Here is a 25909-nt window from a genome sequence, read left to right on the forward strand (position 1 = left end):
AGCTGGCGAGGACGACTGATCTTATGACCTGGCTGATCTAGCATCTCTTTCCAATGTGCAATCCAACCGACTGTGCGCGCTAGGGCGAACAATACAGTGAACATGCTTGTTGGAATGCCAATGGCTTTCATGATGATCCCTGAGTAGAAATCAACATTGGGATAAAGCTTCTTAGACACGAAATACTCATCTTCTAGTGCAATACGCTCAAGCTCCATGGCTACATCTAGAAGCGGATCGTTCACTTTCAGTTCGGCAAGCACTTCATGACATGTTTCACGCATTACTTTAGCGCGAGGGTCGAAGTTCTTGTAAACACGGTGACCGAAGCCCATAAGACGGAATGGATCTTCTTTATCTTTAGCACGTGCAATAAACTCTGGAATACGATCAACAGTACCGATCTCTTCCAGCATATTTAGGCATGCTTCATTCGCTCCGCCGTGCGCAGGACCCCATAGAGACGCAATACCCGCTGCAATACATGCAAATGGATTAGCACCTGAAGAGCCCGCTAAACGTACGGTAGATGTTGACGCATTTTGCTCGTGGTCAGCGTGTAGGATGAAAATACGATCCATGGCACGTTCAACGATTGGGTTAACCTTGTATTCTTCACAAGGTACTGCAAACATCATGCTTAAGAAGTTGCCAGCATAGCTTAAGTCGTTACGTGGGTAGACAAACGGCTGACCGATTGAATACTTGTAACACATCGCTGCAATTGTTGGCATCTTCGATACCAAACGATACGCGGCAATTTCGCGATGACGTTCGTCATTCACATCTAAAGAGTCTTGGTAAAACGCCGATAGGGCGCCAGTTACGCCACATAACATCGCCATTGGGTGAGCATCAGGTCTGAATCCTCTAAAAAAGAAGGCCAGTTGCTCGTTAACCATGGTGTGAGTCTTTACTGTGTGTACGAATTTTTCGTATTCAGCTTTACTTGGAAGCTCTCCATAAAGCAACAAATAGCATAAATCTAAGTAACTTGATTCTGTCGCCAGTTGATCGATCGGGTAACCGCGGTGAAGCAGTATTCCTTTCTCACCATCGATATAAGTAATTGCAGATTCACAAGATCCGGTCGCAAGAAATCCTGGATCGAAAGTAAAGTAACCTTTGCTACCTAACTTGCTGATGTCGATTACATCAAATCCTGCCGTACCTTCTTTAATAGGCAGATCGATTGAATCATTCCCTGGTAGTTCTAATTTGGCTATATTGTCAGCCATACCCCATTCTCCTTACTTCATTCTTATTGAGTGCGGCTTATCAAACGTCAATACTTTACAGTGAATCTAGATCACATTTCAATTTAAATAAGCGTTTAAATTCGTTAGACCATGGTATTAAATGCCATTAACTACCTGTGCCAACAGCAGCTTGGCAGATTTTTTTACCAAAAAAACTAAATTTGCATAATGTGATGTTTGTATTTGACATTTCACCCACGTATACTTGCCGCAGCTCAGAAGAGCTGCATACATTAGCGATTAGTTATCACTTATTTGCATGCTTAATTAGTGGTTGCTAAAACTGTTAAATGTTTGTTTCAAGTTTTCTTTTGTAAAAGTTCTAAACCGTGATCTTGATCACTGGTTAGAATTTGAGCGAAAGCGGTTCATATAACAAAAAATAGCTCAATTGAGCAGAGTGAGCAGAACGTGAAAAAGCAAAGACCTGTCCATTTAGATCTGCAGACCATACGCTTCCCTGCAACAGCGATCGCGTCGATTCTTCATCGTGTATCGGGTGTCATCATGCTGTTTGCCGTCGGTATCCTTATCTGGTTGCTTAATGAATCATTAGCATCAGCCGAGAGTTTCGCTGGCGTCCAATCTCTTTTTGATAACTTTGTTGTTAAGTTCATCGTTTGGGGAATTCTTACCGCGCTGGGTTATCACTTAATAGTGGGTATTCGCCACTTAGTGATGGATGCTGGCTACTGGGAAGAACTTTCTTCTGGTGTAACTTCGGCTAAAGTCGCTATTGCCTTGTCAGTAGTGTTTTCAATCATTGCGGGGATTTGGGTATGGTAACTAACGCAGCAAGTTTTGGGCGCAGCGGTGTCCATGACTTTATTCTTATACGTGCAAGTGCAGTAATCCTAGCCTGTTATACCATTTTCTTGGTTGGGTTTATCGCATGTAGCTCTCCACTAACTTATGACGCATGGCATGGCTTATTTAGCACGTTGCCAATGAAAGTCTTCACCGTACTCGCGCTAGTTGCAGTGTTGATACATGCCTGGATTGGGATCTGGCAGGTGCTGACTGATTATGTAAAGTGTGTTTCTCTACGTGGTGTACTTCAGTTTGTTTTTGTCGTAGCAGCCTTCAGTTATTTGGTCGCAGGCATTTTGATTGTGTGGGGTGTTTAAGTGGGTATTCCAGTTCGCGAATTTGACGCGGTTGTAATCGGTGCTGGTGGCGCCGGTATGCGTGCCGCTCTACAGATTTCTAAAGAAGGTAAGAGCTGTGCGCTGTTATCTAAAGTATTCCCAACTCGTTCTCATACCGTATCTGCACAGGGTGGTATTACTGTAGCCCTTGGTAATGCGCACGAAGATCACTGGGAACAGCACATGTACGATACCGTTAAAGGTTCTGATTTTATCGGTGACCAAGAAGCGATTGAGTTTATGTGTAAGACCGGTCCTGAAGCCGTTATTGAGCTTGAGCATATGGGTTTACCTTTCTCACGTTTCGAAAACGGCACTATTTATCAGCGCCCATTTGGCGGCCAATCTAGAAACTTTGGTGGTGAGCAAGCGGCGCGTACCGCAGCTGCTGCAGACCGTACCGGTCACGCATTATTGCATTGCCTTTACCAGCAAAACGTTAAACATAAGACCGAAGTCTTTTCTGAGTGGTATGCACTCGACTTGGTTAAAAATGAAGACGGTGTGATTGTCGGTTGTACTGCAATTGAAATTGAAACTGGCGAAATTGTTTATTTCAAAGCAAAAGCAACGATTTTAGCGACAGGTGGAGCAGGTCGTATCTACGCCTCTACTACTAACGCTCATATTAACACTGGCGACGGTGTGGGTATGGCGATGCGCGCTGGCGTGCAGATGCAAGACATGGAAATGTGGCAGTTCCACCCAACGGGTATTGCTGGCGCAGGTGTTTTGGTCACTGAAGGTTGTCGTGGCGAAGGCGGTTATCTGCTAAACAAAGACGGCGAACGTTTCATGGAACGTTACGCACCTAATGCGAAAGATTTAGCATCTCGTGACGTGGTTGCACGCTCTATGATGACTGAAATCCGTGAAGGTCGTGGTCTTGATGGCCCATTAGGTCCGCACTGTTTACTTAAGCTTGATCACTTAGGTAAAGAAACCCTTGAAGCACGTCTTCCTGGTGTTTGTGAATTGTCTCGTACTTTTGCACATATCGATCCAGCAGATGGTCCAATCCCAGTTTTACCGACTTGTCACTATATGATGGGTGGTCTACCAGCCAAAGTGAGTGGTCAAGTTGTACGCCAAAATAGCGATGGCACTGAAGAAGATGTAATCGGTCTATTCGCGGTTGGTGAAATAGCATGCGTATCGGTGCACGGTGCGAACCGATTGGGTGGTAACTCATTGTTAGATCTTGTAGTATTTGGTCGAGCAGCGGGTCAACACTTAGGTAAAGCATTGGACGAAACACCGATTGCAAAAGATGCAACACTAGCTGATATCGATGCCTCTCTAGCGCGTCTAAATCGCTGGGAAAGCAACAAAGATGGTGAAGATCCAACGGTTATTCGTAAAGACTTACAACTTTGTATGCAGCTTAACTTCTCTGTATTTAGAAGTGGCGATGCGATGGCTGAAGGCCTTAAAGAGCTTAAAGCTATCCGCGAACGTTTGGCTAATGCGAAACTTTCTGATAACTCAACAGAGTTCAATACTCAGCGTATTGAATGTTTAGAGTTAGATAACTTGATGGCAACTGCAATTGCTACGGCAACAGCGGCCAACTTCCGTACAGAAAGTCGTGGTGCACATTCACGTGAAGATTACCTAGAGCGTGATGATGATAACTGGTTATGCCACAGTATCTACGACCCGGTTACCGAGCTAATGACTAAGCGTGATGTGAACATGGAACCAAAACTTCGTGCCGCATTCCCGCCAATTAAGCGTACCTACTAAGGAGAAGACCCGATGAAATTGGAATTTGCAGTTTATCGCTACAATCCTGATGTAGACACTAAGCCATACATGAAGGATTACAGCTTAGAAGTGGATGAAGGTACCGACATGATGGTACTGGATGCACTATTAAAGCTTAAAGAGTTAGACCCAACACTCGCGTTTAGACGCTCATGCCGTGAAGGCGTATGTGGTAGTGATGGTATCAACATGAATGGTAAAAACGGCCTTGCGTGTATTACGCCAGTTTCTACCTTTAAAGGGAAAAAAATCGAAATCCGTCCACTGCCAGGCATGCCTGTAGTACGTGATTTGATTGTTGACCTAACTCAGTTCTATACCCAGTACGAAAAGATTAAGCCTTTCTTGATTAACGACGAAAAAACGCCTGCGCGTGAACATCTGCAATCACCAGAAGAGCGTGAGCATTTAGATGGACTCTATGAGTGCATCATGTGTGCATGTTGTTCTACGGCTTGTCCTTCATTCTGGTGGAACCCAGACAAGTTTATCGGTCCAAGTGGCTTGCTACATGCCTATCGCTTCTTGATCGATAGCCGTGATACGGCAACTGAGGAACGTTTATCTGGGCTTGATGACGCGTACAGCGTATTTCGCTGCCACGGCATCATGAACTGCGTTGACGTTTGTCCTAAAGGGCTTAATCCGACAAAAGCAATTGGACATATTAAGTCTATGCTGCTGCAGAGAGCCGTTTAGTATGCAGAACCAAGAGCCGATATTGATATAGCTCTATATGAGTCACTTTCCCTGTGGAGGGTGGCTCTTTTTTGTGTCATGGAAGACAAATATAACGAAAATCTGGAACTCTCGGGGCTACAGAGATTACATATCCTTTACGTTACTAAGGATCTGTATTTATGACTTTGGCTAAGCACGTGTATACAGTTTGAAAGGAATAGAAATGCACCAAGGCATCATGAAAGCCTGGCTCGAATCGTCACATCTTAATGGCGCGAATTCGACCTATGTAGAAGAGATGTATGAAGCCTATCAAGTCGATCCACAGTCAGTTACTGAAGACTGGCGTGTCGTGTTTGATAACCTCCCTCTAGTTAATGGTTCATCAGCGGATGTGCCAGAAGCTGCCCACTCTAAAGTACGCGACTATTTTCGTAGTCTTGCATTAGATGGACGTCAAAAAGGTTCACCTAAGGTGACCGATCATGAAGTCGATGCAAAACAAGTTAAAGTCCTACAGTTAATTAACGCTCACCGTTTCCGTGGTCATCAGAATGCCAATTTAGATCCGCTTGATATTTGGAAGCGCGACAAGGTATCTGAGTTAGACCCAGCATTTCACGGCTTAGATAGCGATGATATGCAGCGTCAATTTAATACGGGTTCATTTGCTCATGGTGGTGAAACCATGAAGCTGGTGGATCTCGTTAAAGCACTAAAGGCGACCTATTGTGGTTCTATCGGTGCTGAGTATATGCACATTACCGATACCGATGAAAAACGTTGGATTCAGCAACGTCTTGAACCGTCTCTGGGTGCTGCAAACTACTCAAAAGAAGATAAGACTCGAATTCTTGAAGGACTCAACGCCGCTGAGGGTATGGAAAAATACCTAGGTGCTAAGTTCCCAGGGGCAAAGCGCTTCTCGTTAGAGGGCGGTGATGCACTCGTTCCTATGATGCGTGAAATTATTTATCGCGCAGGTGATGCGGGTACCAAAGAAGTCGTTATTGGTATGGCACACCGTGGTCGTTTGAACGTGCTAGTCAATATTCTAGGCAAGAAACCATCAGAGTTGTTCGATGAGTTTGCCGGTAAGCACAGTGATGAGCTTAATGGCTCTGGTGACGTTAAATATCACCAAGGTTTCTCCTCAGATTTCGAAACGCCAGGTGGTAACGTTCACCTAGCACTTGCGTTTAACCCATCTCACCTTGAAATCGTTAACCCTGTGGTTATTGGTTCTGTACGTGCGCGTTTAGATAGACGCGGTTGTGATACGGGTTTGCAGGTGATGCCAATCACTATTCATGGTGACTCTGCCATTACTGGCCAGGGTATTGTGCAAGAAACCTTCAACATGTCGCAGACTCGTGGCTTTAAGGTTGGCGGCAGTATCCGTATCGTAGTTAACAATCAGGTTGGCTTTACCACTAACTTAACTGAAGACGTACGTTCAACTGAATACTGTACTGATATCGCTAAGATGGTGCAGGCACCAATTTTCCACGTGAATGCAGATGACCCTGAAGCGGTTGCTTTTGTTTCACAATTGGCAGTCGATTACCGTAACGAATTCAAACGTGATGTGGTGATTGACTTGGTTTGTTATCGCCGTCACGGCCATAACGAAGCCGATGAGCCAAGTGCTACTCAGCCTCTTATGTATGCCAAGATTAAAAAGCATCCAACACCAAGAAAGATCTACGCCGATAAGCTAATTGCTGAAAACGCAATGGGTAGCGATGACGTAACTTCGATGGTGAATGCTTATCGTGATGCACTTGATGATGGTGATTGCGTCGTGAAAGAGTGGCGACCAATGACACTTCACTCTGTCGATTGGAGCCCTTATATCGGCGCCGAGTGGAATGATGCATATGATGCGCATATGTCGATTGAGCGCATCAAAAACTTAGCTGATAAAATCAGTTATGTACCAGAAAGCCACAAGCTGCAATCACGCGTTGCTAAGATTTATAAAGATCGTTTAGCAATGGCTGCAGGTGAAAAACTGCTAGATTGGGGCTTTGCCGAGACTTTGGCTTATGCGTCGATTCTTGAAGACAAGAAACGTATCCGTATTACCGGTCAAGATTCTGGTCGCGGTACTTTCTTCCATCGTCACGCAGTATTGCATAATCAAAATGATGCAACGGCTTATATGCCACTGCGCAATATTGCCGATGAGCAAGGGCCCATTGATTTAACCGACTCGGTTTTATCGGAAGCATCAGTCCTAGCATTTGAATACGGTTACGCCACAGCCGAGCCGGGTGGATTAACACTATGGGAAGCTCAGTTTGGTGATTTTGCTAACTGTGCCCAAGTTGTTATCGATCAGTTCTTATCATCGGGTGAGCAGAAGTGGGGCCGTTTATGTGGCTTAACGATGCTATTGCCTCATGGTTATGAAGGGCAAGGTCCTGAGCACTCAAGTGCACGTCTAGAACGTTTCCTCCAACTTTGTGCTAACCACAACATGCAAGTGTGTGTGCCGTCGACACCAGCTCAGGTTTACCACATGCTACGTCGTCAGGTTGTACGCCCTATGCGTCGCCCACTCGTGGTTATGTCGCCTAAGTCATTGCTACGTCATCCATTAGCGGTTTCTAGCCTGGAAGAGTTAGCACACGGTACGTTCCAAAACGTTATCGGCGAAATTGATGAATTAAATGCAAGTAAAGTCGATAGAGTCGTATTTTGTAGCGGAAAAGTTTACTTTGAGCTCTTAGAGCGTCGTCGTAAAGAAGGCTTAGATAATGTTGCGTTAATTCGTGTCGAACAACTGTACCCGTTCCCACATGAAGAAGCGGCAGCAGCCCTTGCTGAATATAGCCACGTTAAAGATTTTGTTTGGTGCCAAGAAGAGCCACAAAACCAAGGTGCTTGGTATTGTAGTCAACATCATTTCTGGAGTGTCATTCCTGGGGGAGCTCAGTTGAGCTACGCAGGCCGTGAAGCTTCAGCTGCACCAGCATGTGGTTACCCTGCATTGCATGCTCAGCAACAAGAATCATTAATCAACAGTGCGTTAAAGCTGTAGTAATAGACATTATATAAAAAGGATCGTAATCCATGAGTATCGAAATTAAGGTACCCGTACTGCCAGAATCAGTTGCAGATGCAACCATTGCGACATGGCATGTTCAAGCTGGCGAGCAAGTTTCTCGTGATCAAATCCTTGTTGATATTGAAACTGATAAAGTCGTACTTGAAGTTGTTGCACCAGAAGACGGACAGATTGCTGAGTTTTTAGCTCAAGAAGGCGATACTGTTCTTGGTGAAGCTGTGATTGCAAGCTTCGTAGCGGGCGCAGTTGCAGGTCAAGAAGTCACTAAAGCTGAAGCTGAAGCTGCAGCACCTGCGGCTGATGAGTCTAATGATGCACTGAGCCCATCAGTTCGTCGTTTAATTGCTGAGCACAACGTTGATGCAAATGCGGTTAACGGTACGGGTATCGGTGGACGTATCACTAAAGAAGATGTTGAAGCTTTTGTTAAGAACAAAGGCGCAGCATCGGCTCCAGCAGTAAGTGCACCAGTTGCCGTAGCACCTCTTGCTGAGCGCAGCGAAAAACGTGTACCTATGACACGTCTTCGTAAAACGATTGCGAATCGTCTACTTGAAGCTAAAAACTCTACAGCCATGCTAACGACGTTTAACGAAGTTAACATGAAGCCAATTATGGATATTCGTAAGCAATATCAAGAGATTTTTGAGAAGCGCCACGGTATTCGTCTAGGTTTCATGTCTTTCTACGTTAAAGCGGTCACGGAAGCACTTAAGCGTTTCCCTGAAGTGAACGCTTCAATAGATGGTGACGAGATTGTTTATCACAACTATTTCGATGTGAGCATTGCAGTATCGACTCCTCGTGGCCTTGTGACCCCCGTTCTACGTGACACAGACAAGATGAGCCTTGCTGATATCGAGCGTAATGTGCGTGAACTCGCCATTAAAGGCCGTGACGGTAAGCTAACAGTAGAAGATATGACTGGTGGTAACTTCACCGTGACTAACGGTGGTGTATTTGGCTCACTGATGTCAACACCAATTCTGAATCTGCCACAAAGCGCAATCTTAGGCATGCATGCCATTAAAGATCGCCCAATGGCAGTAAATGGTCAGGTGGAAATCCTGCCTATGATGTACCTCGCACTTTCTTACGATCACCGGATTGTAGATGGTCGTGAATCAGTTGGTTACTTGGTTGCTATTAAAGACTTCCTAGAAGATCCAACTCGTCTGTTACTTGACCTTTAGGTCAAGGCAGACAATACCCTCGTTGCAGGCCCTACTAGGGCCTGTTGAAAAATTTATAAGAAGTAGAATGGATAGATCATCATGAATTTGCATGAATATCAGGCAAAAGCTCTATTTGCCGAATATGGTTTACCAGTGTCAGAAGGTTTTGCGTGTGATACTGCTCAAGAAGCAGTTGAAGCCGCGGGCCATATTGGCGGTGATATGTGGGTTGTTAAGTGTCAAGTACACGCTGGCGGCCGTGGTAAAGCAGGTGGCGTTAAAGTTACCGGTGATAAAGAAGAGATCCGCGCATTCGCTGAACATTGGTTAGGTAAGAACCTTGTTACTTACCAAACTGACGAGAAAGGTCAGCCAGTAGCTAAGATTTTAGTTGAAAGCTGCACTGATATTGCAAATGAACTGTACCTAGGTGCAGTAGTAGATCGCTCAACACGACGCGTTGTGTTCATGGCGTCTACCGAAGGCGGCGTTGAAATTGAAACCGTGGCAGAAGAAACGCCTGAGTTGATCCATAAAGCGATTATTGATCCGCTTACTGGTCCTCAGCCATACCAGGCACGTGATCTTGGTTTCAAGTTAGGTCTTAACCCAACTCAAATGAAGCAATTCACTAAGGTCTTTATGGGCCTAGCGAAAATGTTTGAAGACCATGATTTCGCACTACTTGAAATCAACCCACTTGTTATCACTGAAGAAGGCAACATTCATTGTCTTGATGGCAAGATTGGTATCGATGGTAACGCATTGTTCCGTCAGCCTAAAATCCGTGAAATGCACGATCCATCACAAGATGATGCTCGTGAAGCTCACGCGGCTAAGTTTGAGCTTAACTATGTAGCACTAGACGGAAACGTTGGTTGCATGGTTAATGGTGCTGGCCTAGCAATGGGTACGATGGATATCGTAAACCTACATGGCGGTAAGCCTGCTAACTTCCTAGATGTAGGCGGTGGAGCGACTAAAGAGCGTGTAGCTGAAGCATTCAAGATCATCTTGTCTGATTCAAACGTTAAAGCTGTTCTTGTGAACATCTTTGGTGGCATCGTTCGTTGTGACATGATTGCTGAAGGCATCATTGGCGCAGTTAAAGAAGTCGGTGTTGAAGTACCTGTTGTTGTACGTCTTGAAGGTACTAACGCTGATCTAGGTCGTGAAGTGCTAGCTAACTCAGATCTAGATATTATCGCAGCTACAAGTCTAACTGACGCGGCTGAGCAAGTAGTTAAAGCTGCGGAGGGCAAATAATGTCTGTATTAATTAACAAAGATACCAAAGTTATCTGTCAAGGTTTTACTGGCGGTCAAGGAACATTCCACTCAGAGCAAGCTATCGCTTACGGCACTAAGATGGTCGGCGGTGTTTCTCCTGGAAAGGGTGGTCAATCTCATCTAGGTCTTCCAGTATTTAATACTGTTAAAGACGCAGTTGAAGTGACTGGCGCAACGGCTTCAGTTATCTATGTGCCTGCACCTTTCTGTAAAGATGCAATCCTAGAAGCAATCGACGGTGGCATTGAGCTAATCGTTTGTATTACTGAAGGGATCCCAACGTTAGATATGCTTCAAGTTAAAGTTAAGCTTGAAGAAACTGGCGTACGCATGATTGGTCCAAACTGCCCAGGTGTTATCACACCTGGTGAGTGTAAGATTGGTATCATGCCAGGTCACATCCACAAGCCAGGTAAAGTAGGTATTGTTTCTCGCTCTGGTACGTTAACGTACGAAGCGGTTAAGCAAACTACTGATGAAGGTTTTGGTCAATCAACTTGTGTTGGTATTGGTGGCGACCCTATTCCTGGTACAAACTTCATCGACGTATTGGAAATGTTCCAAAACGATCCACAAACTGAAGCAATCGTAATGATTGGTGAAATTGGTGGCACAGCTGAAGAAGAAGCTGCTGAATACATCAAGGCTAACGTGACTAAACCAGTTGTATCATACATTGCTGGTGTTACTGCACCTGAAGGCAAGCGTATGGGCCATGCTGGCGCAATTATCGCTGGTGGTAAAGGTACGGCAGAAGATAAGTTTGCGGCTCTTGAAGCTGCAGGCGTAACGACTGTACGTTCACTTGCTGATATCGGTAAGGCACTTCGTACTAAAACAGGTTGGTAATTTCTAACCTTGTTTAAAAAAGGCGCTTTTAGCGCCTTTTTTGTTGCCAGCTCTTTATGTTTACAATAAAGGTAAGTGTAATTTTTCAATTTTGTCAGTTTGTTTTTAGAGTTTAATTCTACCAAGAGGGGCAAATCTAGAACTATTGGCGATAAATCCGTCTTATTTTGTCAAAAATATGGCGTAGTTTTAACAATCTGTTATACCTAATTTATCTATAGGGAACTTGTAGGTAACTTTTATGTCGATGGTTAGTGCAAAAGAATTTTCTGATTGGCTGCGAATGAGGTTTGGTGAACTCAACGAAGGTGTTTCGCTCACCCGTAAAGATATCAATCAGTTAACTGGCCGCCAAAACTTTTCTGCGGATTTTGTTAACGATATCCACTTTGAGCTAATGCGTCATGGGTTAGCCTTTGTAACAGATACGTCTAGAGAGCATTTTTACCTCGTGCCAATTAACAAGCAGTCATGGCGCGACCGCTTAGAGCAGCAGTTCGAGAAGGAGATCTTCTGTAATATTATTCCGCTTAATGTGTCTAGTAAGTAGTATGCTCTCGCTTTAAAGCCCTGCTTTTTATATCTGAATATCTTTATGTTAGGGACTAGGTTATTTCGATGTGGCTAACCCTTCGAGATGACATGGTGTCGCTATGATTTTTATTAGCTGTCAATTTAGCGTTGCCGGTAAAAGGTTTTAGATACATTTTTGACCTAGAAACCACAAAGTTCCAATCTTGTTAACACAACCACCCGTACTCTGCTATTATCCCTGCGCTCAATCTCGCTCTAGCTTTATTTATAGCCATTGCTATTCTCCACGTTAGTAAGCCTTTATTTATAAAGGTATTAATTTGTTAAGGGATTTAACTTGATGTCGACGATTACTATCATCTTTCCATTACTTTTTATGGCGAGCTTAGGCTATTTTCTGACGGCGAAGGGGCCGTTTACTAAAGAAAGTATCGGTGGCATAAGCCTATTTACCTTTTATCTGTCCATACCGGCTTTTTTGTTCATTAATATGTACCAAGCCGATCTGGCTAAGAGTTTTGAGCTTAAAAACTTAATGGCTTTTTATCTGCCTGTGCTTGGTGTCTACGGGGTCGTTGCTGGATTATATTGCTGGCTAATGCGAGGGCGTAAAGCTTTACTCACAAGTAGTGCTGTTTATGGATTAGGTTGTAGCTATTCCAACACGATTCTTGTTGGTTTGCCAGTTATCGTAGGCGCGCTGGGTGAGAAGATGATGGGCAACGTGTTTGCAATTATCACCTTTCATAGCGCCATGCTTTTTTCATTAACTTTTCTTTTGAGTTATAAGCAAAATACCTCTGGATTCAATGGATGGCAGTTTATAAAAGGCATAGTGTTAAACCCGATTGTATTGGGGATTTCTGCAGGATTACTGTTAAATTTACTCGCGATTAAAGTAGAAGATAACATATTTAATGGGTTGCGCCTGCTCAGTGAGCCGGCTTTGGCATGTGCCTTGTTTGTGCTTGGGGCAAATCTGAGTTTTTATAAGATAACCAGTCATTGGCAATTAGCGCTTGTCGCTTCCATGGTAAAACTCTTACTACTGCCATTTTTAGTATTTTTATGTGGATCTAAGCTGTTGTCGATCGATGGTGATAATTTAGTGGTCTTGGTTCTACTCAGTGCTTCACCTTTGGGGGTTAATGCCTATCTAGTTGCTATGCAAGTTCAAGCGCAACAGGCTGTAATCGCTAGTACCGTAGTGTTATCTACGGTACTGTCTGTATTAAGCATGAGCTTTTGGTTGGGGGTGTTACTGTAATCGATTATTAAATGTTGCTAAACAGTATTTCTAGGTCGCGACAGCTCTGCAGGAGAGAGGATATAAACATCCTCGCAATAGAAGTCTTCTGCTTGAGCCGTACGCCACCATTCATTCCATGGACCTGCAACTTTATTCTCGTTAACGAGATCATTCAATTGTAGCGGTTGGATTAAACTGCCTACCGACATTAATAGACCATAGGGAGTGCGACGCTTGAGCATATGCGGCTGTAACTTTTCTGGATTGTCTAGCCCCATACTGCCGACTAATTCGAAAAAACTCTCGAGCGTGTTGTGGTGATAATTTTTGACTCGTTCGCTTTTATCTACAATATTAACCGCTCTACTGCGCGCAGGGTCTTGTGTTGCAATCCCCGTAGGACACATATTGGTGTTGCACTGTCTCGACTGAATACAGCCTAAGGACATCATCATGGTCCTGGCCGCATTAACGGTATCTGCGCCCATCGCAATTTTTGCCAGTAGATCAAAACTTGAGGCTGTTTTTCCTGAGGCGATAATTGTGATCTTGTCTCTGAGTCCTGCACCCGTTAAGGCGTTATCAACGAAATAAATGGCCTCAAGGCACATCATGCCCAATCTATTAGTAAACTCGACAGGAGCGGCTCCTGTTCCGCCTTCTGCACCATCAACGGTAATAAAGTCTGGGGTGATCCCCGTTTCTATCATCGCTTTACATAAACCTAAAAACTCGACTGGGTTACCTACACAGAGTTTAAAGCCAACAGGTTTCCCTTCACTGAGCTGCCGTAATGTCTGAATGAAGTTAAGCAGGTCTTTTGGCGTTGTGCATTCAGGGTTTACAGCTGGAGAGACGCAATCTCTATCTTTGGGGATGTGGCGAATGGCTGCAATCTCATCGGTAATTTTAGCGGCAGGTAATACCCCTCCATGCCCCGGTTTAGCGCCTTGAGAGAGCTTTATCTCAATCATTTTAATTTGCGGGCGAGTGGCCATTGCTGTAAATGTGTCGGGGTTGAAATTACCTGCATCATCACGGCATCCAAACAAACCAGAGCCAATTTGCCAAACTAGGTCGCCATGATGTTTAAGGTGATAGGGACTCACGCCACCTTCACCGGTGTTGTGGTAACAACCCGCTTTTAATGCGCCAAGATTAAGGGATTCGATGGCATTAGCACTCAGTGAGCCAAAACTCATGGCCGAGATATTAAAGTAAGATGCTTGATAGGGCTGTAAACAATCGGGCCCACCAATTTGAATGCGTTTGTTATTTTTATCAACCTCTTTAGGGTGCAGTGATTGCCACAGACTGAGGTAGTTATCTTCTAATAAATTTCTCTGTGTGCCAAAGGCGATGGTGTCGCGCACGTTTTTTGCACGTTGGTAGACTAAAGAACGTTGTTCACGGTTAAAAGGGGTCTCTTCTGTGTCGTTAGCGATGAAGTACTGTTGGATTTCGACTCGATAAGACTCGAGAAAGTAACGCAGATAAGCGACAACAGGGTAGAGCCGGTTAAGTGTATGTGAGCTGTGGTAGATATCAAAATAACCGACAGCAGTATAGAAAAGGGTAAACATCAATACTAAGCTTGGAAACAGCCCAGTGTTGTTAAGCATATAATTGATGGCAATTAGGTTACCTAAGGTTGCAATAACCCAATAGACCTTTTGCATGATAGTCATAAAGCATTCCTTTGTTATTGACTCTAATCTAGCATTGCTATATTGAACGCGATTGGTACGATTTAAGCAAACATGTTTTAATACTTTCTAAACTAAACAAATAACGAGTATATTAGTTGCCTAGAAAGGAAGTTGATTAAAAGGAGTTTATTGTGATTATTACTGAGACAGACAGGCTGATTTTGCGTTGGTTTGAGCCTAAAGATACTAAAGCTATCTTTTTGTTGAACAGTGTCCCAGAAGTCCTAACTTATATTCCTGGCGCTCCTATGACTTCAATGTCTCAAGCGACGCAGATTTTAGATAACGTTATTTTACCCAGCTATCAAGAGCGAGGCTACGGCCGCTGGGCTGTAGAGCATAAGTCGGATGGGAAAGTGATTGGATTTTGTGGCCCGACTTTTATTACTGAGTTTAACGAAGTGGAGCTGGGGTACCGATATCTACCACAATATTGGGGGCAAGGTATTGGCTTTGAGGCCGGCGCAGCGGCACTTGAACGCTTTCAGGATTACGACATTCATGAGGCTATTGCGTTAATTTTACTAGGTAATAAAGGCTCGGAAGGCGTTGCGCGTAAGGTGGGGATGAAGCAAAGAAACCGTGATAAATTTATGGGCCATAAAGTGAATGTGTTTCATAAGTTTCTATAGCGGTTACCTAAACAAAAAAACCAGCGACTAAGCTGGTTTTTGTCTCGAGGCGCAGTATTACGCGACGCCGTGGTCGCACTCATCGTTAGTACAAACACCGTATAGATATAAGCTGTGGTTAGTTAGCTTAATGTTATGCTTCATTGCGATTTCATCTTGACGACGTTCAATCATTTCGTCAGAAAATTCGATAACCTTACCGCACGATAGGCATACTAAGTGGTCATGGTGATGCTGAGACGAAAGTTCGAAAACAGCCTTGCCACTCTCAAAGTGGTGGCGAGTAACAATACCTGCATCATCAAACTGGTTAAGTACGCGATATACAGTAGCAAGACCAATCTCTTCACCAATATCCAGTAACTTCTTATAGAGATCTTCAGCACTGATGTGTTGATTCTCTGGCGCTTGCATCAATTCTAAAATTTTGACTCGTGGTAAGGTCACTTTCAAACCGGCTTTCTTTAGCGCTTGATTTCCATCTGTCATTATTGTTCTCTTGATTGCAGAACGATTAGCTATAAGTTAATCAGTTCATTTGTGGGTATTCAATCCATTATATGTGTACAAATTGAAAACTTAAACCTTTGATCTAGCAATAAAGCCTCATATGCAAATAAAAGCCATTAACTAGATATAAAACAAACAATTTAAACGTACTTTTTGTATTGTTATTGCCCATTTATACTAACGCCTAATGTCATCCACGCCGACAAAAAGGCAAGATAGTAACAAAGACTAATAATAAGGACTGTAGATGTACCAGCAGATTGTAATATTGACCGGGGCAGGGATCTCTGCTGAATCTGGGTTACGTACCTTTAGAGATCAAGATGGTTTATGGGAAGAGCATAAAATCGAAGAGGTCGCGACCCCTGAAGGCTACGCCTATAACCCATTGTTAGTTGAACGTTTCTATAACGATAGATGGCAACAGTTTCATAATGGCTCTATCGAACCCAATGCGGGCCATATTGCACTTGCTAAGCTTGAGCAAGAGTTTGAGGGCGAGTTGTTGGTGGTTACACAAAACATAGATGATTTACATGAGCGAGCAGGCTCTCGACGTCTTTTACACATGCATGGAGAGTTATCTAAAGGGCGTTGCCCACGCTCACAGCAAACCTTCGTATTAAGAGAACCTTTTGGACCAGAACATACTTGTACTTGCTGCATACCAGCTCAAAGACTCAGGCCGCATGTTGTTTGGTTTGGTGAAATGCCTTTTGGTTTAGATAGAATTCAACATGCGCTAGATACATGCGATCTGTTTATTGCGATAGGCACATCAGGAACGGTGTACCCTGCGGCAGGCTTTGTTGATACAGCTAATCACCATGGCGCACAGACGGTTGAGATTAACCTTGTGGCTGCAGATAGGCACAGCCAATTCCAATATCATTTAGAAGGGAAAGCGAGTGAAGTGGTACCTAAACTTGTGGATGATATTCTTAGTGGCAAAATAGTGAATAACCTACTTTAGCCTTAGTGCTTGGGTGTCGTATACCAATGGGTATTAATAATATCCTCGTAATGAGGCAAGTAAAAGGTAATTGTAGATGAAACAAGATACTGATGTTGGCGGCATTGCAATCATTATGCGTGGACTGCCGGGAAGTGGTAAAAGCTATTGGGTTGAACAATATGTAAAGTCATTACCAAAGTGTGATGATAGTGGATCGGTTAAGGTTTGCTCTACAGATGAGTTTTTTTATCTTGATGGTGAGTACCACTTTAATCCAAAACAATTATCTAAATATCATCAACTTAACTTAACGCGATTTATCCACGCAATTGCTAATAAAATACCTGTGGTTATTTGCGATAATACCAATATGGCTCTATGGGAGTTTGAGGGATATTATGCAGCAGCGAAAGCGGAAGGCTATCAAGTGCAGATCCAGCAGATTGGTGAGCCAAAGGATAAGAATCATCAGCTATTATGTGCCGACCGTAACAAGCATCGGGTACCGTTAAATAGTATTATTCGCATGGCAAAAACGTTTGAAGCCTAATGATTATACATATTCTTATATCCCTTTCTTACAATTAGTATAACTCGCTCTTGTAGTCTAAATGGCGAGTTTTAGCACTTCCAATCAGTGTCATAACCGAGTTCAATTAAAGTCCTTGCCTCACAAGCGCTAAGCCCTCGCTGAGCGAACACATCTTGATACTGATTGCTTTACGTAAGCAATGTTCATAACGTTTATGATTAGGCAGGCAATAAAAAAGCCTATAGACATTCATCTATAGGCTTTTATGTTAAAGCTTAAAACTCTAAAGAGTCATAACTAAATTAATAGTTACTTCTTAGCGTTTCTTTCTTTAACTTCAGCGATAACTTTCTCAGAAACACTGTTTGGACACTGGCTGTAGTGAGCGAATTCCATAGAGAATTGGCCACGACCAGAAGTCATAGTACGTAGTGAACCGATGTAACCGAACATTTCTGAAAGCGGTACGTCAGCCTTAATACGAACACCAGTAACACCAGCGTTTTGGTCTTTGATCATACCACGACGACGGTTAAGGTCACCAATAACGTCACCAACGTTGTCATCTGGGCTGAATACGTCAACGTTCATGATAGGCTCAAGAAGTTGCGCGCCAGCTTTTGGCATAGATTGACGGAATGCGCCTTTAGCAGCGATTTCGAACGCGATAGCTGACGAGTCAACTGCGTGGAAAGCACCATCTTTAAGTTCAAGTTCAACGTCTAACACAGGGAAACCAGCAACAGTACCGGTGTTCATCATGCTAGCGAAACCTTTCTCAACTGCTGGCCAGAATTCCTTAGGAACGTTACCACCAACAACTGAAGACTTAAATGTGAAGCCAGTGTTTTGCTCACCAGGACGGATAACATAGTCAATCTTACCGAACTGACCAGAACCACCAGACTGCTTCTTATGCGTGTAGCTATCTTCGATTTCACGAGTAATAGTTTCACGGTATGCAACTTGAGGCTCACCAACAATTAGGTCAACGCCGTAAGTACGCTTAAGGATGTCTACCTTAATGTCTAGGTGAAGCTCACCCATACCTTTAAGAATAGTTTCACCTGAATCGATGTCAGTCTCTACACGGAAAGATGGATCTTCTGCAATCATTTTACCGATAGCGATACCCATTTTCTCAGAGCCGCCTTTATCTTTTGGTGTTACAGAGATAGAGATAACTGGCTCTGGGAATACCATTGCTTCAAGAGTACAAGGGTGCTTAACATCACACAAAGTGTGACCTGTTTGCACGTTCTTCATACCAACGATAGCGATGATGTCACCAGCTTGTGCGTAATCAAGTTCGTTACGCTCATCTGCTTGCATTTCACACATACGGCCGATACGTTCAGTCTTACCAGTTGCACTGTTAAGAATAGTATCGCCTTTACGTAGCTGACCTGAGTAGATACGTACGAATGTTAGTGCACCGAAACGGTCATCCATGATTTTGAATGCTAGTGCTTTTAGTGGCTCATCGATAGAAACTAAAGCGAACTCACCGTTTTCGTTACCTTCTTCGTCAGTAAGAGGTTGTGGATCAACTTCAACTGGGTTTGGTAGGTAATCAACAACAGCATCAAGAAGAAGCTGCATACCTTTGTTCTTGAAAGCAGAACCACAGTATGTAGGGAAGAAGTCCATTGTACGAGTACCAGCACGGATACAACGCTTAATGTCTTCCATAGATGGCTCTTCGCCTTCCATGTAAGCTTCTAATAGGTCATCGTCTTGCTCTAGAGCAGTTTCGATTAGCATTTCACGGTATTCTTCAACAAGGTCAACCATGTCAGCAGGAACGTCTTCTACTGAGTAGTTCTCAGCTTCGCCAGTGTCATCCCATACGTATGCTTTACGAGTAAGTAGGTCAACAACACCACTGAACTCGTCTTCGATACCGATTGGCAGTACCATAACAAGTGGGTTAGCAGCTAGAACGTCTTTAGTTTGCTTAACAACACGTAAGAAGTCAGCACCCATACGGTCTAACTTGTTTACGAAGATGATACGCGCAACTTCTGAGTCGTTAGCATAACGCCAGTTAGTTTCTGATTGTGGTTCAACACCACCAGAACCACAGAATACACCGATACCACCATCAAGAACTTTAAGAGAACGGTAAACTTCTACTGTAAAGTCAACGTGACCAGGGGTGTCGATAACGTTGAAACGGTGTTCTTTCCAAAAACAACTAACAGCAGCAGACTGAATGGTAATACCACGCTCAGCTTCCTGTTCCATGAAGTCAGTTGTTGATTCGCCGTCATGCACTTCGCCCAGTTTATGGATCTTACCGGTAAGCTTTAGGATACGCTCAGTTGTAGTAGTCTTACCCGCGTCAACGTGAGCAAAGATACCAATGTTTCTGTACTTTGATAAATCAGTCATTTTTCTACTCTATTGGAGTTACGTTCTAAAATTCCGCGCAAGTATAGCAATACTTTTCAATTTATTTTATCGATTTTTATCATTCAGGGCTAAATTAAACGAAATATCATAAAAAAATCACATTTTATAGCCAAATCTAAGGTTGTTACTTCGGCTGTAAAGGCAGGGGGTTAGCTAAAAGGCATATTTATAGGCTCTTAATGTGACCAATAGTAATGACGCAATCTTGGCGTTTTAGATATTTATGCTGGTCAGTGGCACCAACTGAGCCGACCGTTACGAATTGAAACGCCAACGGTCCCAGAGCAGAGGTGTTGCGAAGCGGACATATTTATAGTTGTTGGTTACCTTAGCTTACCCATGACTGATAAACGTATTTGAGTCCTTTGGAAGATGAACTTGTTTAGCTACGACTTTCATCGCATGAGTCAATTTGCTGAGCTGGCTTGAGGTAATGCAATAGGGCGGCATGATATAGATAAGATTAGCAAAAGGTCTTATCCATACGCCTAAATCGACAAACTGCTGTTGCAGCTCTGCAGTATTAACAGTGGCATTCATCTCTAACACTCCTACGGCCCCTAATACGCGTACGTCTTTGACATTTTGGTAGTCTATAGCGCTTGCCAGTTCGTGCTTTAACTGAGTTTCAATAGCACTAACCTGTTGTTGCCAATGATTTTCACCAATAAGCTCAAGGCTGGCGATGGCCGCAGAGCACGCTAATGGGTTAGCCATGAAGGTTGGGCCGTGCATAAACACGCCGGCAGGAGAATCACTAACACCTTTAGCCACTTCATCACTGCACAGGGTTGCTGCTAAGGAAATATAACCACCAGTCAATGCTTTACCTAAACATAAAATGTCGGCTTCAATATTGCTGTGTTCGTAGGCAAATAACTTACCAGTACGACCAAAGCCTGTGGCGATTTCATCAAGAATCAGCAGCACATTATATTTGTCGCACAGTTTTCTTACCGCGGTTAAATACTCTGGGTGGTAAAAACGCATACCGCCAGCACCTTGCATAATCGGCTCGAGCAATAATGCCGCTATCTGTTGATGATTATCTTCAAACAGGTTAGAAATGTCGCTCAGTTCCTCTGGGTCAAAGTCGTCATCGAAGCGAGACTGAGGAGCTGGGGCAAACAATTGTTTGGTGACTAACTCACCAAACATGGTGTGCATGCCACCTTCTGGATCGCACACGCTCATGGCTGCAAAGGTATCACCATGATAGCCATTTTTAATGGTGAGGATTTTTTGCTTCGCTGTATGTCCTCTACCTTGCCAGTATTGCAGAGCCATTTTCATCGCCACTTCTACCGCGATTGAGCCCGAGTCCGCCAAAAATACCTTGGTTAGTTTGGGGCTAGTCATGTCTATGAGCAGTCGTGCCAACTCTACTGCAGGACGGTGGGTGATCCCGCCAAACATAACATGGCTTAATTGTGCGGTTTGCTGCTGCATTGCTGCGACTATTTTGGGATGGCTATAACCATGGACACAAGCCCACCATGAACTGGTACCGTCAATGAGTTTTGTACCATCTTGCAACTCCAGTTCAACGCCATCGGCGGCAACGACTCCAAATGCCGGCAATGCATTGGCCATGGAGGTATACGGATGCCACAAGTGCTCTTTATCAAATTGAAGATCAACACTGCTTGTAGTAGATTGAATGTTGTTGCTCATATAATAACCGTTAGTAAACCTTTTAATTAGTATGACATTGACAGGTTACGACCTGTAGGTATCCTAAGCAAGATAAATATTACGTAAAACCCTCCACTTTATAATGGTAAGCTATTGTTTTAATGACTAAAAGTGTACCATTCTTTAACTGGGTTAACGGCAGTTAGCATCTTTTTTATAAACTCAGATGCTAGCAGCAAACGCAAAAGAATCAGATTAATTGAACGTGTGAGCAAAAAGGGAACTGCATGTCTGAAGTACAGCTAAGAAATAACTGGAAGCGCGAAGAGATTGAAAGCTTATTTGCACTGCCAATGAACGATCTCCTATTTCAGGCGCAGAGCATCCACCGCCAAGAGTTCGATCCTAATGAAGTCCAGATCAGCCGTTTACTGTCGATTAAAACCGGTGCTTGCCCAGAAGACTGTAAGTATTGCCCGCAAAGTGCACGTTATGACACAGGTCTTGAAAAAGAGCGCTTGCTCGCCATGGAAACGGTACTAACAGAAGCTCGCAGTGCTAAAGCTGCGGGAGCATCACGTTTCTGCATGGGCGCAGCGTGGCGTAATCCTAAAGAACGCGATATGCCATACCTTAAGACCATGGTGGAAGAGGTTAAAGCATTAGGTATGGAAACCTGTATGACCCTGGGTATGTTGTCAGCTGATCAAGCCAATACGCTGGCTGATGCGGGGCTGGACTATTACAACCATAACTTAGATACCTCGCCTGAATATTATGGCGATGTGATCACCACTCGCACCTATCAAAGTCGTTTAGATACCTTATCCAATGTACGTGCATCAGGCATGAAAGTATGTTCTGGTGGCATTGTTGGCATGGGCGAGAAAGCCACCGACCGAGCAGGTCTTCTTCAGCAATTGGCAAACTTAGATCAGCATCCAGATTCTGTGCCAATTAATATGTTGGTAAAAGTCGAAGGTACCCCCTTTGAAAAGCTTGATGATTTAGATCCATTAGAGTTTGTCCGTACCATTGCCGTAGCGCGTATTACAATGCCCAAGTCTAGAGTGCGTCTGTCGGCAGGGCGTGAGAATATGACCGATGAACTGCAAGCGATGTGCTTTTTTGCGGGAGCAAATTCAATCTTTTACGGTTGTAAGTTGTTAACGACGGCTAATCCAGAAGAAAATGATGATATGAGTCTATTTAGACGACTGGGCCTGCATCCTGAGCAGGGCGTAGCATCAACCAAAGAACAGGATGAAGCTATGTTGGCAAAAGCCGCGGCGCAGCAAGACAAAAAAGTGTCAGCATTTTATGATGCCGGCGCGCTTTAAGTTGCTGATTAAAAAATAGTTAATAGTTAATGGTTAATAGTTACAAGATGGTTAATGGTTACAAGATAGTTAATGGTTGCCGGGTGACTAATTAACAGAGAGCATCGTCAGTGTTGGTCAGTATCGCTCAATGCTGATAGTGCTCCCTTTTTCAAAGCGATTTTATACAAGTAACGATTAAAATACACAATTACCAAAGTCTGCCGAAAATAAAGCGGTGGGTTTACTAGGCTATTTTAGCCTTTTAACTGAGCATAACAATGTCAGAAAGTTCAAAAAATCAGCCGTCAGTCGAGTCCTTGAACGCTAGAGTTATCAATAAAAATCAAGCGTTAGAACAACAAGGTCTGCTTCGAAGACGCACTAATCTTGTGCTGGACCCTAATCAGTCAAATTACTTTGAAGTGGATGCACTGCCTTATGTTAATTTCAGTAGTAATGACTATTTAGGCTTATCGACATCTTCAGAGTTAGCTGAGGCACTTTACCAAGGAGCGAAACAACACGGTGTTGGGAGTACTTCCTCGCCATTGGTCGTGGGTTATAGCGAAGCGCATTTAAAACTGGAGCAAGCCTTATGCGAAGCCACAGGACATGAAGCTGCACTGTTATTTTGTTCAGGTTTTAGCGCTAATAACGCATTAATGAAGACCTTGTTTAATGAAACGGATCTGGTGCTTGCCGATAAGTTAATCCATGCCTCAGTGATCGACGGCGTTCAGGATAGTGGTGCTAAGCTGAAGCGCTTTAGTCATAACGACATCGATAGTGCTAAGAGTCATTTAGAGCGCTTTTCGCCAAGTGCATTATTGACCGAAAGTCTATTTAGTATGGATGGTGATATTGCTCCTTTAGCTGAGTTATCGGCGCTTTGTCAACAGCATAATACTTGGTTAATCGTCGATGATGCCCATGGTTTTGGTCTGCTAGGCGAAAACGGATTGGGTGCCACAAGGATTGCAAACGACATTAAGATTGATGCTCAGTTGGTCACCTTTGGTAAGGCCATGGGGGGGCAAGGAGCTGCAATTCTCGGAAGCCAAGCATTAATCGATTTTTTGGTGGCCAATGCCCGTCATTACATCTACTCAACAGCGTTGTCGCCAGCTCATGCCGTAGCAGCATTGGCCGCCATCAATATGATTAAGCAGCAACCCGAACGTCGGCAGAAATTGAATGACAATATTGCCTGTTTTAGAGCTGCCTGCTTAGAAAAGAATATCGAACTCTCAGACTCACAAACTGCAATTCAACCGATCTTAATCGGCGATGCCGCTAAGACAATGGCGGTGGCTAAAAGATTGAAAGAACATGGTTTCTGGTTAGGTGCGATTCGAACTCCAACCGTACCCGTCGGAAGTGCAAGACTAAGGTTAACCATAAATGCTAATCACTGTCAGCAAGATATTTTGGCGTTAGTGGATGTGTTGGCTGTTATCTTAAATGATGACTGACATTGAGCTTTCTAATATCTCATTACGCTGTCTTTAAAGCTTCTTTAAAGGCTTTTATACCGCTATTTCAATTTTATTTGATTGATTAGGATCCAATGCAGTGAATACAGGATCAAGTGAGCTTAAACACCAAGTCGCAGCGCGGTTTTCCGCCGCAGCCGCGCATTACCATAGTTACGATATACTGCAAAAAAGAACTGCTGAGCATCTGTTACGTCAAGTGACCTCAAGCTCCCGCTTATTAGATATAGGTGCCGGTCCTGGTACTTGCTTTGATCATATTCCTAGCCTTGAGCAAGTACTCTGTCTCGATATTGCCGAGGGGATGCTCAAAACGCTTAGCGAAAACTTCCCGCAGTACATACCGATTTGTGGCGATGCCCAGAGTCTTCCTTTTGCTGCAGACACGATTGGTGGCATCTATTCCAATGTGGCATTGCAATGGTGCCAAAATCTTCCTCTAGCGATTAATGAAGCTTGCAGAGTGCTTTGTCGTGATGGTGAACTGAATATGAGTATCGTGGCTGCCAATAGTTTGTATCAGTTGGCTGAACTAGGTTTTAAGGTCAATACGTTTATCGATGAAAAAACACTGCTTGCTTGTTTTGAGCAAGATGCCTGGCATATAGCAGAGTTTGAAACTCAAGCGATAACGGTTCACTTTGCCGATCTTAGAGCTATGCTGCAGTCGATTAAAGGGGTTGGGGCATCAATTGTAAAACAAGATCAAAATGTTAACTTGCCTCAGGTCACATTGAGAGGACGTAAAGATTGGCAAGCTTTGCAAGCTCAGGCAGAGTTGAGTCGAGCCCCTGAGGGCCTTCCTTTAACTTATAATATTAGCTTTATTAAAGCGCGGAAAAAGCGCTAAACGCAGCTTGGAGTTGACATGACATTTTTTGTAACGGGTACAGATACCGATTGTGGTAAGACGTTGATCTCATCTGCATTGCTAACTGCCGCTAAAGGCGAAACAGTAGGCTTTAAGCCGATAGCATCTGGCTGTGAACAAACAGAGAAAGGGCTTCGAAATAGTGATGCTTTGGCATTAATGGCTGCTTCTAGTATCAAACTTCCTTACGAGGATATTAATCCTTTTGCCTTTGAAGCAGCTATTGCGCCGCACATCGCGGCAGCAGAGCAAGGCGTTCAATTAGCGCCTAATCGTATTGAAGCTCAGCTCAAGATGGCTGAATTTGTTGGTGCTGATTTTTGCTTGATTGAAGGTGCGGGTGGCTGGCGTTTACCATTAGGAGAAGGTCACTACCTTTCAGACGTTGTGCAATCGATGAACTTGCCAGTGATCTTAGTGGTGGGTATGAAACTAGGCTGTTTAAGCCATGCATTATTAACGGCTGAAGCGATTAAGGCTGATGGTTTGAACCTTGTAGGCTGGGTAGCGAATCAAGTCGATGCCGATATGGCAAATCAACAAGAAAATCTAGCCGCGCTAAAACAGATGATGACGGCGCCTTGCTTGGGCTATGTACCGCATCTTGCTAAGCCGACCGCGGAAGCTGCTGCCAGTCATTTAGATATGAGTGTTTTGTTATAAGCTAATAGTTAATATCTAATCGTTAATATCTAAAAGTTAGTGCGATGTAACATGAATTAGCTAAAGCTTGTACGCAAAATTAACGCCCAATTGGTGGAGAAATTATGCTTCCTAATTGGGCTTATCTTTATGTTAAGAAAGATTAATC

22 protein-coding genes are annotated in these 25909 nt (G+C 43.7%); 17 read left to right on the forward strand and 5 right to left on the reverse strand.

From position 1 onward, the window contains the following. Nucleotides 1-1238: citrate synthase (locus ACVBIU_RS00005; protein WP_447162891.1), on the reverse strand; the 1238-nt coding region annotated here is incomplete at its 3' end. A 411-nt stretch (nucleotides 1239-1649) separates the two neighbouring features. Here ACVBIU_RS00005 and sdhC point away from each other — a divergent pair. The 10 genes from sdhC to ACVBIU_RS00055 all read left to right on the forward strand — a co-directional run bounded on the left by sdhC (nucleotide 1650) and on the right by ACVBIU_RS00055 (nucleotide 13042). Beyond that, the gene (gene sdhC / locus ACVBIU_RS00010) at nucleotides 1650-2045 is read left to right on the forward strand and encodes a succinate dehydrogenase cytochrome b556 subunit (protein WP_447162231.1); all 396 of its coding nucleotides are present in this window, start codon (nucleotides 1650-1652) and stop codon (nucleotides 2043-2045) included. Next, on the forward strand, nucleotides 2039-2386 hold the full coding sequence (sdhD, locus tag ACVBIU_RS00015; RefSeq protein ID WP_447162222.1) for a succinate dehydrogenase, hydrophobic membrane anchor protein: 348 nt from the start codon (nucleotides 2039-2041) through the stop codon (nucleotides 2384-2386). Before sdhC ends, sdhD begins: the two co-directional genes overlap by 7 nt. Continuing rightward, nucleotides 2387-4153, forward strand: a complete 1767-nt coding sequence (sdhA, locus tag ACVBIU_RS00020) for a succinate dehydrogenase flavoprotein subunit (RefSeq protein ID WP_447162890.1) — start codon at nucleotides 2387-2389, stop codon at nucleotides 4151-4153. A 12-nt stretch (nucleotides 4154-4165) separates the two neighbouring features. Then, nucleotides 4166-4873 (forward strand): succinate dehydrogenase iron-sulfur subunit, encoded by a 708-nt coding sequence (locus ACVBIU_RS00025; protein WP_220781975.1) that lies wholly within the window; start codon nucleotides 4166-4168, stop codon nucleotides 4871-4873. A 205-nt stretch (nucleotides 4874-5078) separates the two neighbouring features. After that, nucleotides 5079-7901 carry a 2-oxoglutarate dehydrogenase E1 component gene (sucA, locus tag ACVBIU_RS00030; protein WP_447162224.1) on the forward strand — a complete coding sequence of 941 codons (2823 nt, stop codon included), beginning with the start codon at nucleotides 5079-5081 and terminating at the stop codon, nucleotides 7899-7901. A gap of 32 nt (nucleotides 7902-7933) precedes the next feature. After that, nucleotides 7934-9121, forward strand: coding sequence for a 2-oxoglutarate dehydrogenase complex dihydrolipoyllysine-residue succinyltransferase (odhB, locus tag ACVBIU_RS00035; protein WP_447162225.1), 1188 nt, complete (start codon nucleotides 7934-7936; stop codon nucleotides 9119-9121). Nucleotides 9122-9202: 81 nt separating this feature from the next. Next, nucleotides 9203-10369, forward strand: coding sequence for an ADP-forming succinate--CoA ligase subunit beta (gene sucC, locus ACVBIU_RS00040; RefSeq protein WP_447162226.1), 1167 nt, complete (start codon nucleotides 9203-9205; stop codon nucleotides 10367-10369). Then, a complete protein-coding gene (gene sucD / locus ACVBIU_RS00045; protein ID WP_447162227.1) occupies nucleotides 10369-11241 on the forward strand; it encodes a succinate--CoA ligase subunit alpha in 873 nt (290 codons plus the stop codon). Before sucC ends, sucD begins: the two co-directional genes overlap by 1 nt. 241 nt (nucleotides 11242-11482) lie before the next feature. Continuing rightward, the gene (locus ACVBIU_RS00050) at nucleotides 11483-11791 is read left to right on the forward strand and encodes a hypothetical protein (protein ID WP_447162228.1); all 309 of its coding nucleotides are present in this window, start codon (nucleotides 11483-11485) and stop codon (nucleotides 11789-11791) included. Between the two features lie 324 nt (nucleotides 11792-12115). Beyond that, nucleotides 12116-13042: an AEC family transporter gene (locus tag ACVBIU_RS00055; RefSeq protein WP_447162889.1), complete on the forward strand. Its 927-nt coding sequence runs from the start codon at nucleotides 12116-12118 to the stop codon at nucleotides 13040-13042. 17 nt (nucleotides 13043-13059) lie between these two features. Here the strand turns inward: ACVBIU_RS00055 and ACVBIU_RS00060 are convergent, their stop codons facing one another. Then, nucleotides 13060-14712 (reverse strand): FMN-binding glutamate synthase family protein, encoded by a 1653-nt coding sequence (locus tag ACVBIU_RS00060; protein WP_447162888.1) that lies wholly within the window; start codon nucleotides 14710-14712, stop codon nucleotides 13060-13062. Nucleotides 14713-14864: 152 nt separating this feature from the next. Here ACVBIU_RS00060 and ACVBIU_RS00065 point away from each other — a divergent pair, with 152 nt between their 5' ends. Further along, nucleotides 14865-15365 carry a GNAT family N-acetyltransferase gene (locus ACVBIU_RS00065; RefSeq protein ID WP_447161958.1) on the forward strand — a complete coding sequence of 167 codons (501 nt, stop codon included), beginning with the start codon at nucleotides 14865-14867 and terminating at the stop codon, nucleotides 15363-15365. Nucleotides 15366-15422: 57 nt separating this feature from the next. Here the strand turns inward: ACVBIU_RS00065 and fur are convergent, their stop codons facing one another. Further along, entirely contained in the window at nucleotides 15423-15854 is a 432-nt protein-coding gene (gene fur / locus ACVBIU_RS00070) for a ferric iron uptake transcriptional regulator (RefSeq protein ID WP_447161959.1), read from the reverse strand. Nucleotides 15855-16122: 268 nt separating this feature from the next. Between fur and cobB the strand changes: the two genes are divergently transcribed. Together cobB and ACVBIU_RS00080 are read left to right on the forward strand one after the other, a co-directional pair. After that, nucleotides 16123-16848, forward strand: coding sequence for a Sir2 family NAD+-dependent deacetylase (cobB, locus tag ACVBIU_RS00075; RefSeq protein ID WP_447162887.1), 726 nt, complete (start codon nucleotides 16123-16125; stop codon nucleotides 16846-16848). 76 nt (nucleotides 16849-16924) lie between these two features. After that, nucleotides 16925-17380: an AAA family ATPase gene (locus ACVBIU_RS00080; protein WP_447161961.1), complete on the forward strand. Its 456-nt coding sequence runs from the start codon at nucleotides 16925-16927 to the stop codon at nucleotides 17378-17380. 291 nt (nucleotides 17381-17671) lie between these two features. On the opposite strand, the gene fusA is transcribed toward ACVBIU_RS00080, so the two are convergent. Together fusA and bioA are read right to left on the reverse strand one after the other, a co-directional pair. Beyond that, nucleotides 17672-19756, reverse strand: a complete 2085-nt coding sequence (fusA, locus tag ACVBIU_RS00085) for an elongation factor G (RefSeq protein ID WP_447161962.1) — start codon at nucleotides 19754-19756, stop codon at nucleotides 17672-17674. A 354-nt stretch (nucleotides 19757-20110) separates the two neighbouring features. Continuing rightward, nucleotides 20111-21451: an adenosylmethionine--8-amino-7-oxononanoate transaminase gene (gene bioA, locus ACVBIU_RS00090; RefSeq protein ID WP_447162886.1), complete on the reverse strand. Its 1341-nt coding sequence runs from the start codon at nucleotides 21449-21451 to the stop codon at nucleotides 20111-20113. 248 nt (nucleotides 21452-21699) lie between these two features. On the opposite strand from bioA, the gene bioB reads away from it, so the two are divergent. The 4 genes from bioB to bioD all read left to right on the forward strand — a co-directional run bounded on the left by bioB (nucleotide 21700) and on the right by bioD (nucleotide 25761). Further along, nucleotides 21700-22752: a biotin synthase BioB gene (gene bioB, locus ACVBIU_RS00095; RefSeq protein WP_447162885.1), complete on the forward strand. Its 1053-nt coding sequence runs from the start codon at nucleotides 21700-21702 to the stop codon at nucleotides 22750-22752. Between the two features lie 260 nt (nucleotides 22753-23012). Then, the gene (locus ACVBIU_RS00100; protein ID WP_447162884.1) at nucleotides 23013-24206 is read left to right on the forward strand and encodes an 8-amino-7-oxononanoate synthase; all 1194 of its coding nucleotides are present in this window, start codon (nucleotides 23013-23015) and stop codon (nucleotides 24204-24206) included. Nucleotides 24207-24306: 100 nt separating this feature from the next. Then, nucleotides 24307-25077 carry a methyltransferase domain-containing protein gene (locus ACVBIU_RS00105; RefSeq protein ID WP_447161966.1) on the forward strand — a complete coding sequence of 257 codons (771 nt, stop codon included), beginning with the start codon at nucleotides 24307-24309 and terminating at the stop codon, nucleotides 25075-25077. Nucleotides 25078-25095: 18 nt separating this feature from the next. Beyond that, nucleotides 25096-25761, forward strand: coding sequence for a dethiobiotin synthase (bioD, locus tag ACVBIU_RS00110; RefSeq protein WP_447162883.1), 666 nt, complete (start codon nucleotides 25096-25098; stop codon nucleotides 25759-25761). The last annotated feature ends 148 nt before the right edge of the window (nucleotides 25762-25909 follow it).

This window comes from Shewanella sp. 30m-14, assembly GCF_052977125.1.